General features: G+C 68.5%; 10 protein-coding genes. 8 read left to right on the top strand and 2 right to left on the bottom strand.

Annotation, left to right across the window (positions count from 1 at the left end; all coding sequences use genetic code 11):
- Positions 1–357: hypothetical protein (locus tag DMB80_RS07230; protein WP_205538563.1), on the top strand; the 357-nt coding region annotated here is incomplete at its 5' end.
- A 4-nt stretch (positions 358–361) separates the two neighbouring features.
- Here the strand turns inward: DMB80_RS07230 and DMB80_RS07225 are convergent.
- Positions 362–1,831, bottom strand: a complete 1,470-nt coding sequence (locus DMB80_RS07225) for an MFS transporter (protein WP_240431046.1) — start codon at positions 1,829–1,831, stop codon at positions 362–364.
- 3 nt (positions 1,832–1,834) lie between these two features.
- A complete protein-coding gene (locus DMB80_RS07220) occupies positions 1,835–2,383 on the bottom strand; it encodes a hypothetical protein (RefSeq protein ID WP_111509217.1) in 549 nt (182 codons plus the stop codon).
- Between the two features lie 142 nt (positions 2,384–2,525).
- Here DMB80_RS07220 and DMB80_RS07215 point away from each other — a divergent pair, with 142 nt between their 5' ends.
- The 7 genes from DMB80_RS07215 (at position 2,526) to DMB80_RS07185 (ending at position 9,275) form a co-directional block, all read left to right on the top strand.
- Positions 2,526–3,902, top strand: a complete 1,377-nt coding sequence (locus tag DMB80_RS07215) for an NAD-dependent epimerase/dehydratase family protein (protein ID WP_111509216.1) — start codon at positions 2,526–2,528, stop codon at positions 3,900–3,902.
- Positions 3,899–4,759 carry an SDR family NAD(P)-dependent oxidoreductase gene (locus DMB80_RS07210; protein WP_111509215.1) on the top strand — a complete coding sequence of 287 codons (861 nt, stop codon included), beginning with the start codon at positions 3,899–3,901 and terminating at the stop codon, positions 4,757–4,759. The genes DMB80_RS07215 and DMB80_RS07210 overlap by 4 nt, the downstream gene beginning before the upstream one ends.
- 172 nt (positions 4,760–4,931) lie before the next feature.
- Positions 4,932–5,243, top strand: coding sequence for a DUF3303 domain-containing protein (locus DMB80_RS07205; protein ID WP_111509214.1), 312 nt, complete (start codon positions 4,932–4,934; stop codon positions 5,241–5,243).
- 95 nt (positions 5,244–5,338) lie between these two features.
- Complete coding sequence (locus DMB80_RS07200; protein WP_111509213.1) at positions 5,339–6,448, top strand: ABC transporter ATP-binding protein; 1,110 nt, start codon at positions 5,339–5,341, stop codon at positions 6,446–6,448.
- The gene (locus DMB80_RS07195; protein ID WP_046366226.1) at positions 6,445–7,635 is read left to right on the top strand and encodes an ABC transporter substrate-binding protein; all 1,191 of its coding nucleotides are present in this window, start codon (positions 6,445–6,447) and stop codon (positions 7,633–7,635) included. Before DMB80_RS07200 ends, DMB80_RS07195 begins: the two co-directional genes overlap by 4 nt.
- The gene (locus tag DMB80_RS07190) at positions 7,635–8,474 is read left to right on the top strand and encodes an ABC transporter permease (RefSeq protein WP_111509212.1); all 840 of its coding nucleotides are present in this window, start codon (positions 7,635–7,637) and stop codon (positions 8,472–8,474) included. The genes DMB80_RS07195 and DMB80_RS07190 overlap by 1 nt, the downstream gene beginning before the upstream one ends.
- The gene (locus DMB80_RS07185) at positions 8,475–9,275 is read left to right on the top strand and encodes an ABC transporter permease (protein ID WP_111509211.1); all 801 of its coding nucleotides are present in this window, start codon (positions 8,475–8,477) and stop codon (positions 9,273–9,275) included.
- Positions 9,276–9,281 lie beyond the last annotated feature (6 nt).

The raw sequence follows: 9,281 nt of genomic DNA, 5'->3' as shown, positions 1-9,281 counted from the left end.
CCGATGGGCTATGCACCGCCTCCGCCGCCTCCCCCGGCCGGCTACGTCCCGCCGCCCGCTCCCGGGTACGTCGGTCCGGGTGGCGTGGCCGGCCCGGCCGGCGCAGCGGGTGCGATCCCCGGCGGTCCCGGCGGTGTCGCAGGACCCGGCGGCGCAGCGGGCACGATTCCCGGCGGCCCTAGCGGCGCGGCCGGACCTGCCGGCGCGGCTGGCGTGATCCCGGGCGGGCCCGGCGGAGTCGCGGGTCCCGGCGGCGCGGCCGGCTCGATCCCCGGCGGTCCCGGCGGTGTGGCCGGTCCCGGCGGCGCCGCGGGATGCATCCCCGGCGTCGGCTGTGGCGCCGTCCCCGCCGGCTAGGTCGTCACGATTCGCGGGCCTCACTGGGATTCAGTGGGGGCCCGCTGATCGCGCAGTGCCGGCATTCGTCGATCCGGAACCGATCCTCGGTGATCGGAGTGCGGTCACGACGAATGCCGGCCGCTGCGATTATCGCGGCCACCACCATCAGACCCGCCGAAATGCTGACTGCGACATGGAAACCCGCGTCGAAAGCGGTGGGATCGGCGTAGTCCGCGCCGCTGATTCCTGCCAGACCGGGTAGCACCGCGACCGCGAGCAGGCCCCCCACGCGGGCCACCGCGTTGTTGACCCCCGATGCCGCGCCGGCCATGCTGCGCGGCGCCGCATCCAGCACCGCGGTCGTCAGCGGGGCGACGACGAGAACCATGCCTGCGCCGAACGTCAGCGCAGCCGGCAACACATCGCCGAGCCACGTGGCATCCGGACCGATCCGGGTCATTAGGAGCAGCCCAGCTGCAGACAGCAGCGGGCCCACCGTCATCGGGATCCGCGGCCCGATCCGAGCCGCCAACGCACCTGCTCGCGCGGAGAACACGAGCATCACCAAGGTGAAGGGCAGCAGAGCGGTACCTGCCGCGACCGGGCTGAAGCCCGCCACGGTCTGCAGCTGCAGCACCAAGAGCAGGAACGCAGCGCCCAATGCACCGTAGATCAGCAGCGTGATCACGTTGGCGACGCGGAACACGTTGTCGGAGAACAGCCGCGGCGGGATCAGCGGGTGAGATGATCGCCGCTCGACGACCACGAACGCCGCCAGCGACATCACACCGGCAGCCACCGTCGCCGTCGCCGTGACATCGGCGTCACCGTTGCCCAGACGGGTCAGCCCGTAGGTGAGCGTGCCCAGACCCACCGCGGCGAGTACGGCGCCGGCGATGTCGAGGCCCGGCGGCGCCGCGTCGTCCCGGCTCTCGGGCACGTGCAGCATCGTCACCACGATCACCACCGCCGCCAGCGGCACGTTCAGCCAGAAGACCGCCCGCCAGCTCCATTCCACGAGAAAGCCGCCCAGGAACGGTCCGATCGCTCCCGCGATGCCCCCGAGCCCCGACCAGGCGCCGATCGCGGCCGCCCGGTCGGCGCCTTGGAACGAAGCCGAGATCAACGCCAGACTCCCGGGGGTCAACAGCGCGCCGCCCACACCCTGCAGCGCCCGCGCGGCGATCAGCCATTCGGTGTTCGGCGACAGACCGCAGGCGACCGACGCGAGCGCGAACCACGCGACTCCGATGAGGAACACGCGACGCCGCCCGAAGTGGTCGCCGAACGAGCCACCCAGCAGGATCAGTGACGCCAGCGACAACGTGTAGGCGTTGACGACCCACTGCAGTCCGCCGAAACCGGAACCGAGATCAGCTCCGATGTGCGGAAGCGCGACGTTGACCACCGTGCCGTCGATCATCACGATGCCGGACCCGAGGACCGTGGCCAGCAACACCCAGCGGGCGGAAGGGGGTCCGCTGGAGGGCACGACTCAGGACAGTACGCGGCGCACTGCGCCCTTCGCGACCTCTTCGGGCCGGTACTGCTCGCTCGCGTAGGCGCCGATCGCCACGAGTGCACCCGTGGCGGCGGGCACCACCCATTGCAGGGCCTTCAACTGCTTCTGAGCCGACGCGACCTCAGGCGGGGTGGCGGCCGTCGGTGACGTCGCATCCGCGGCCGGCACTGCGTCGTGAGAGGAGACCTTGGCCCCGAGTGCCCGGCTGTATGCGGTGACCCCGAGCGCCACGACGGTCAGCCCCGTCTTGAGCGCCGCCATGCTGGGCACGCCCTTCTGCGCCTTCATGCGTCCCGCGTCGTGCTTGACCAGACCGGCGGCCCCGATCAGGTGGGCACCGATCGCGGCGGCGTTGACCGGGGTCCACCTATCCCAGCCCTCGTTGGCGACGGCCCCGACGTCGCGAGCGGAGCCGGCCGACGACGCCGCTGGGTTGAGAGCGACCGCGTTGGCGAGCGTGCCGCCGAACCAGGCGGCCAGCCCGACGTCGTGCAGTTGATGGAACAGCGTTGCGCGAGCCATGGTGTCTCCTTCGACGAGTAGGGGTCATCGCGTGCTACCCGGTGGGAGGGCAGGCAAACGCCGTCCAGTCCGACGGAAAGTGATGTCCGAAGCGTAAGAATTTCGCTGCCCGCGTTTCGGTTTCGGCCGCCACGCACGGTGTATGCCCGCGGGTATGCAGCAGCGGCGACGCATTCTGATCACCGGCGCCTCCGGCAACGTCGGTGCCGGCGTCCTGCGTGAGCTGCGCCGCCAAGAACCCGAGGCAGAGCTGGTCGGTGTGTGTCGGCGTCCGCCGATGCGGGGTCAGCTCTACGAGAATGTCCATTGGTGTCCAGTCGATCTGGCGGCAGCGGACGCGACCTCCCGGTTGACGGACGCCATGCGTGGCGCCGACGCCGTGATCCACCTCGCGCTCGCCGTGCATCCCGTCGATGACGAGGACTACCTCTACCGGGTCAATGTCGTTGGCACACAGGCGGTTCTGGACGCAATGGTAGCGGCCGAGGTGTCGCATCTGATCTACGCATCGAGCCTGGGCATCTACGCACCCAGCGAGTCCCTGACACCGGTCGCCGAGGGCTATCCGACGACAGGTCAGTCCACCTCGGTCTACAGCAGGCACAAGGTCGCCGTGGAATCGCTGCTCGACCACTTCGAACGGGACCATCCCGCGACGGTGGTGTCCCGCTTCCGTCCCACGGTGGTCGTGGCGCGCCATGCGGCCTACGAGATCCGCTCGCTGTACGTCGGCTCGGCTATTCCCCACGCGGCATTCGCCGTGGCGCAGCGGTACGCGTTGCCTCTCCTGCCGTTGCCGCGAGGGCTGGCCCTGCAGTTCGTGCACGCCGACGACGTGGGTGACGCAGTGGTGCGGCTCCTGCACCAGCGGGTGCGTGGCTCGTTCAACGTGGCCTCCGACGTTCTCTCCGGCTCCGCGCTCGCGGCCCTGGTCGGTGCGCGTCCCGTGCGGGTCAGCCCGGCAGCCATGCGGGCGGCCGTCGTCGCCCTCCACCGATTGGGCGTGCTGGCCGTGACGCCGGGCTGGTACGACGTGGCAACCCGTTCGCCCGTGATGGATACCACAAGGGCGCGTAGGGAATTGGCCTGGCAGCCGCGATACTCGTCGACGGAGGCGGCCCGCGAGCTCATCGACGGTCTCGCCGACGGAGCGACGGGTACCAGCCCGGCTCTGGGCGCGGTCGATGGCGCAACGCCGAGCCGCGACGCAGCGCTGTCGCCGGCGCATGACGCCACGTTGACGCTCTGGTGGGCGATGGCCGTCACGGCCGCGGCCCGCGGCCGCCGTCCCGGCGCGATCTATCGCAGTGTCGTTGCCGCGAACCTGATCTCGGGCACGCCGGCCGCGCTGCAACGCCTCCGGCAACGGCGCCGCGACCCGGTCGCGGTGCTCGCCCCCGTCACCGTCGCTGCAGCACTGCTCGCGACGCGACGCGGAGGCTGGCCCGCTGCTGCGACAGCCACCGCGCTCGGCGCTCTCGGGCTGGCTGAGCGCAGACGAAGGAAGGACCAGGAATGAGTGCGAAAGTCGTGGTGATCGTCGGGGCGTCGAGCGGCATCGGGCGGGAGACCGCGCTGCAGTACAGCGCCCGCGGCGCCCGGGTGGTGCTCGCCGCCCGCTCCGAACGCGATCTGCAGGACGTCGCCGAACAGTGTCGCCGGGCGGGGGCAGGCAGTGTGCTCGTCGCGCCCACCGACATCGCAGACGCCGACCAGGTACAGCAGACGTTCGACCTCGCGATCGAGACCTTCGGGGGCGTCGACGTCGCCGCCCAATGTGCCGCGATCACCGCATTCGGTCGCTTCGAAGACATTCCGACCGACGTTTTCAACGCGGTCATCGCCACCAATCTGATCGGCGCGGCGAATGTCGCCCGCTGCGCCCTCGCTCACTTCCAACCCCGCGGTCGTGGTCAGCTCGTCCTGGTCGGCTCTCTTCTCGGCGTCACTGCTGTGCCATACCAATCGGCCTACGTGGCAAGCAAATTCGCCGTGCAAGGATTGGTGCGCGCCCTGCGTCAGGAGAATCGGCACCTGCCAGGGGTGCGGGTGCACGGGATCTATCCGGGCCCGGTGGACACCCCGGTGTACACGTCGGCGGCCAACTTCTTGGATCGGCAGTCTCCGCGCGTACCGCCGACCTCCGACGCACCGGGAACCATCGCGGCCGCCATCATCCGGGCCGCCGACAAGACGACATCGACCGAACGCCAGGTCGGCTGGTTCAACCGGCCGGCGATCGCCACCTATCGCGTCGCGCCGTTCCTGTTCGATGCCGTGATCGGGCCGCTGATCCGGCGTGTCATGTTCACACCCGAGTCGGTGGGCCAGTCTGCGGGCAACGTTTTCGAGCCACCGGCCGTCGGCCGCGCCTGACGTAGCGAAGCGCCGCCCGCTGCGGCGGTGGAGCGACGCCGGAACAGCTAAAAGTCGTTGGCAGACCTAATGTTTCGTGATGCAAGAACGCCTCTGACCACCCCTGGTGAGATGGCCACTGCAGGAGGATACTGCGGGAATCTGGTTCAGCCTGTGTGCTAGGAGGATGGAAATGAAGTACGCCATGGCGTGGACGTCGCGCCTCACCGGATCGGGGAAAGACAACGAAGAAGCGTTGCGCCGCGCCCTGCAATTGTTCTCGAAATGGCAGCCGCCCGCCGGCACCACCTTCCACCAATTCGTCGGCCGGGTCGACGCCGGAGGCGGGTACGCCATCGTCGAAACGGACGACCCGGCAGCGCTGCTGACCGGGACGACCAAGTTCGCGCCGTTCAACGAATTCCAGATCCATCCCGTCGTGGACATCGAGCAGTGGGCTCAGGCGGGACAGGAGGGCATCGACTTCCGGGATTCCATCAGCTGACCGGCACAGCGACGGAGCGCGTGGTCCTGCGACGCGCTCATGACGAAATTCGTGCTTGAACTGCGCTTCGGCAACGGAATTCCTAGGATGCCTGCATGCCATCCGGAACGGCGGTGTCGAAACCAGGCGCCGACCCCCTCGACGACGCGGCCGTTCCTCAGATCGAACTGATCGGCGTCCGCAAGGAGTTCGGCGACGCCCGGCATCCGGTGGTGGCCGTCGAACATGCCGATCTGACGATCGCCGACGGTGAGCTCTTCGCGATCCTCGGACCGTCCGGCTCAGGCAAGACCACCCTTCTGCGCATGATCGCAGGCTTCGAGGCGCCGACGGCCGGGACCATCAAACTGGGCGGCCGCGACGTCACCCACCTGCCCCCGGCCCGCCGCGACACGAACACGGTCTTCCAGCAGTACGCCCTGTTTCCGCACATGACGGTCGCGCAGAACGTCGAGTACGGCTTGCGGGTGCGCGGCGTCGACAAAAAGGAGCGGCGCCGCCGCGCCGGGGAAGCCCTGGAGATGGTCCGACTGTCCGGACAGGCCGCCCGGAAGCCGGCCGAGCTCTCCGGCGGTCAGCAGCAGCGGGTCGCGCTGGCCCGGGCACTGGTCGGGCGCCCTCGCGTGTTGCTGCTCGACGAGCCGCTGGGCGCGCTCGACCTGAAGTTGCGCGAGCAGATGCAGGTGGAGCTCAAGGCTATTCAGCGCGAGGTCGGCATCACGTTCGTGATCGTCACCCACGACCAGGACGAGGCGCTGACGCTGTGCGACCGGTTGGTGGTCCTCAACGAGGGACGGATCGAGCAGATCGGCGCGGCCCGGCAGGTGTACGAACATCCCGCGAACCGCTTCGTCGCCGACTTCGTCGGGACGTCGAACGTGCTCGACGGCGACAGCGCGCAGACGGTGCTGGGCCGGAGCGGGACGTTCGCGATCCGACCCGAGCGCATCGCGGTGGGTGCCCCGGGTTCCGACGCTGCCGCCGAGCACCGTGTCGACGCGCACGTCGCCGAGGTGGTCTATGCCGGCCCGATCACGCGCATCGCGGCCACGGTCACCGGGCACGACATCCGGCTCACGGCCACCCTGCTCTCGGCGGATGCGTCGACCGCCTTGACCCACGGCAGCCCCGTCGTCCTGACCTGGCCCGAAGCGGCCGTACGCGATCTCACCGACCTGTCGACCCATCCTGAGGAGGAGTCATGAAGAATCCGCTGCGCCGCCTGGGCGTCGTGCTCGCCGTAGGTGGCGTGCTGCTCGCCGGCTGTTCGAGTTCGGGCGACTCCGGTGGCACCGCAGAGGGCCCGCCGTCGATGGCGCCGGCCGGCTCGGTCGGCGCCGGAGAGGGACAACTGAACCTGATCGCGTGGCCCGGATACGCGGAGAACGGTTCCAACGACCCTGCGGTCAACTGGGTCACGCCGTTCGAGCAGCAGACCGGGTGCAAGGTCAACGTCAAGATCGGCAACACCTCCGACGAGATGGTGCAGCTGATGCGCACCGGGCAGTACGACGGCGTGTCCGCCTCCGGTGATGCGACGCTGCGGCTGATCTACGCCGGCGACGTCGCCCCCGTCAACACCGACCTGGTGCCGAACTACGCGACCGTCGTCCCGTTCCTCAAAGACAAGCCGTGGAACTCGGTGGACGGCCAGATGTACGGCATCCCCCACGGGTGGGGCGCCAACCTGCTGATGTACAACTCCGACGTCGTCAAGGGCAACCCGGACAGCTGGGGCGCGGTGTTCCCCGGCGCACCGGAGTTGAAGGGCAAGGTCACCGCGTATGACTCACCCATCTACATCGCCGACGCCGCGCTGTACCTGTCGAAGACGAAGCCAGATCTGGGCATCAAGGATCCGTACTCGCTGACCAGCGAACAGCTCGACGCCGCAGTCGAATTGCTCAAGCAGCAGAAGGAGAACATCGGCGAGTACTGGTCGGACTACACCAAGGAGGTGCAGGGGTTCGAATCCGGCACCACGGCGATCGGCACCAGCTGGCAGGTCATCGCGAACACGATCAAGGCCGACAACAAAGTCCCGGTCGCGACGGTGCTGCCGAAGGAGGGTGCCACCGGTTGGTCGGACACCTGGATGCTGTCGGCGAAGGCCGCGCACCCCAACTGCATGTACAAGTGGATGGACTACATCATCTCGCCGAAGGCCAATGCCGAAGTCGCCGAATACTTCGGTGAGGCGCCGGCGCAGACCAAGTCGTGCGACCTGACCTCCGACAAGGCGCACTGCGCGACCTACCACGCCACCGATGAGCAGTACGCGGCGCAGATCCACTACTGGACCACGCCGCAGACCAAGTGCGTGGACGGCAGCGGGGACAACTGCACCAGCTATGACCAGTGGGTGGACAAGTGGCAGGAGATCAAGGGCTGATGCCCGCCGCCCCGCGGCTACGGCAGCGGGTGACGCTGGCCTTCCTGCTGATTCCGCCCCTCGCCTGGCTGATCGTCGCCTATCTGGGATCGCTTGCGATACTTCTGGTTTCAGCGTTCTGGAGCCGCAGCAGCTTCACCGGCGCCGTGGTGCGTACGTTCACCACGGACAATCTGGTGCGGGTCGCCACCTCGGAGGTGTTCCGGACGACGACGCTGCGCACCGTCGGCGTCGCGTTGACGGTCACCGTGGTGTGCGCGGTGCTCGCGGTGCCGCTGGCGCTGTTCATGGCCAAGGTGGCCTCCCCCGCCGTCCGTGTCGCGCTCGTCGTCGCGGTCACCACACCGCTGTGGGCCAGTTACCTGGTGAAGGCCTACGCATGGCGGATGCTGCTGTCGCCGGAGGGGCCGATGAACTGGGCGATCGGATACTCACCGGGCTACGGGCTGATCGCCACGGTGATCACGCTGACCTATCTGTGGTTGCCGTACATGGTGATTCCGGTGTTCGCGGCCTTCCAGCGCGTGCCGGACTCGCTGGTGGATGCGAGCGCGGATCTGGGTGCATCGGATCTGACCACGCTGCGGCTGGTGGTGTCCCCGATGGTGTTCCCCGGTATCGCCGCGGGATCGATCTTCACCTTCTCGCTGTCGTTGGGCGACTACATCGCGGTCACCATCGTCGGCGGCAAGACCCAATTGCTCGGCAACGTGATCTACGGCCAGCTCGTGACGGCGAACAACCAGCCGATGGCGGCGGCGCTGTCGCTGATCCCGTTGACGGCGATCCTGTTGTATCTGTTCGCGATGCGGCGCACCGGGGCATTGGAGAACGTGTAGATGTTGTCGTCACGGATGCGCGGCGCCACCCGGGCCTGGACGGTGCTGGTGCTGGTCTTCATCTATGCGCCGCTGGCCCTGGTGGTGGTGAACGCGTTCAACGCGTCGAAGACGTTCGCGTTTCCACCGAGCGGCTTCACGCTGCAGTGGTGGCGGACCGCGCTGCACAGCGAGGGCATGTGGCACTCGCTGGGGAACTCGGTGATCGTCGGGCTGGCCGCGACCGCGCTGGCGCTGATCCTGGGCACCATGGCCGCGTTCGCGGTGCAGCGCTACGAATTCTTCGGTCGCCAGACCGTCAATCTCCTTGTCGTGCTGCCGATCACGTTGCCCGGCATCGTCACCGGTATCGCGTTGAACGCGACGTTCACCTCCGCGCTGGGGGTGACGCTGGGGTTGGCGACGGTCATCGTCGGGCACGCCACCTTCTGCATCGTGATCGTGTTCAACAACACCCAGGCGCGGCTGCGGCGGTTGGGCACCAGCCTCGAGGACGCCTCCGCCGATCTCGGTGCGTCGTCCTGGCAGACGTTCCGATTCGTGACGCTGCCGATGATGCGCGGTGCGCTGGTCGCCGGCGCCATCCTGGCGTTCGCGCTGAGCTTCGACGAGATCGTCGTGACGACGTTCACCGCCGGCCCCACGGTGCAGACACTGCCCATCTGGATCTTCGGAAACCTGTTCCGCCCCAACCAGGCGCCGGTCATCAACGTGGTCGCCGCCGCGCTGACGATCATCGCGATCGTGCCGGTGTGGCTGACCCAGCGCCTCGGTGGAGACCCTGCGGGGACGCGTATCTGAGCGGTT

Source organism: Mycobacterium kyogaense (assembly GCF_003254575.1).
Lineage (GTDB): Bacteria > Actinomycetota > Actinomycetes > Mycobacteriales > Mycobacteriaceae > Mycobacterium > Mycobacterium kyogaense.
Note: the sequence above shows the minus strand (reverse complement) of the source record. Positions and strands in the feature narration are given on the sequence as shown.

Coding starts and splice junctions, on each gene's coding strand:
- DMB80_RS07220 (WP_111509217.1), bottom strand. CDS start 2,383: ATGGCTCGCGCAACGCTGTTCCATCAACTGCACGACGTCGGGCTGGCC.
- DMB80_RS07215 (WP_111509216.1), top strand. CDS start 2,526: ATGCCCGCGGGTATGCAGCAGCGGCGACGCATTCTGATCACCGGCGCC.
- DMB80_RS07210 (WP_111509215.1), top strand. CDS start 3,899: ATGAGTGCGAAAGTCGTGGTGATCGTCGGGGCGTCGAGCGGCATCGGG.
- DMB80_RS07205 (WP_111509214.1), top strand. CDS start 4,932: ATGAAGTACGCCATGGCGTGGACGTCGCGCCTCACCGGATCGGGGAAA.
- DMB80_RS07200 (WP_111509213.1), top strand. CDS start 5,339: ATGCCATCCGGAACGGCGGTGTCGAAACCAGGCGCCGACCCCCTCGAC.
- DMB80_RS07195 (WP_046366226.1), top strand. CDS start 6,445: ATGAAGAATCCGCTGCGCCGCCTGGGCGTCGTGCTCGCCGTAGGTGGC.
- DMB80_RS07190 (WP_111509212.1), top strand. CDS start 7,635: ATGCCCGCCGCCCCGCGGCTACGGCAGCGGGTGACGCTGGCCTTCCTG.
- DMB80_RS07185 (WP_111509211.1), top strand. CDS start 8,475: ATGTTGTCGTCACGGATGCGCGGCGCCACCCGGGCCTGGACGGTGCTG.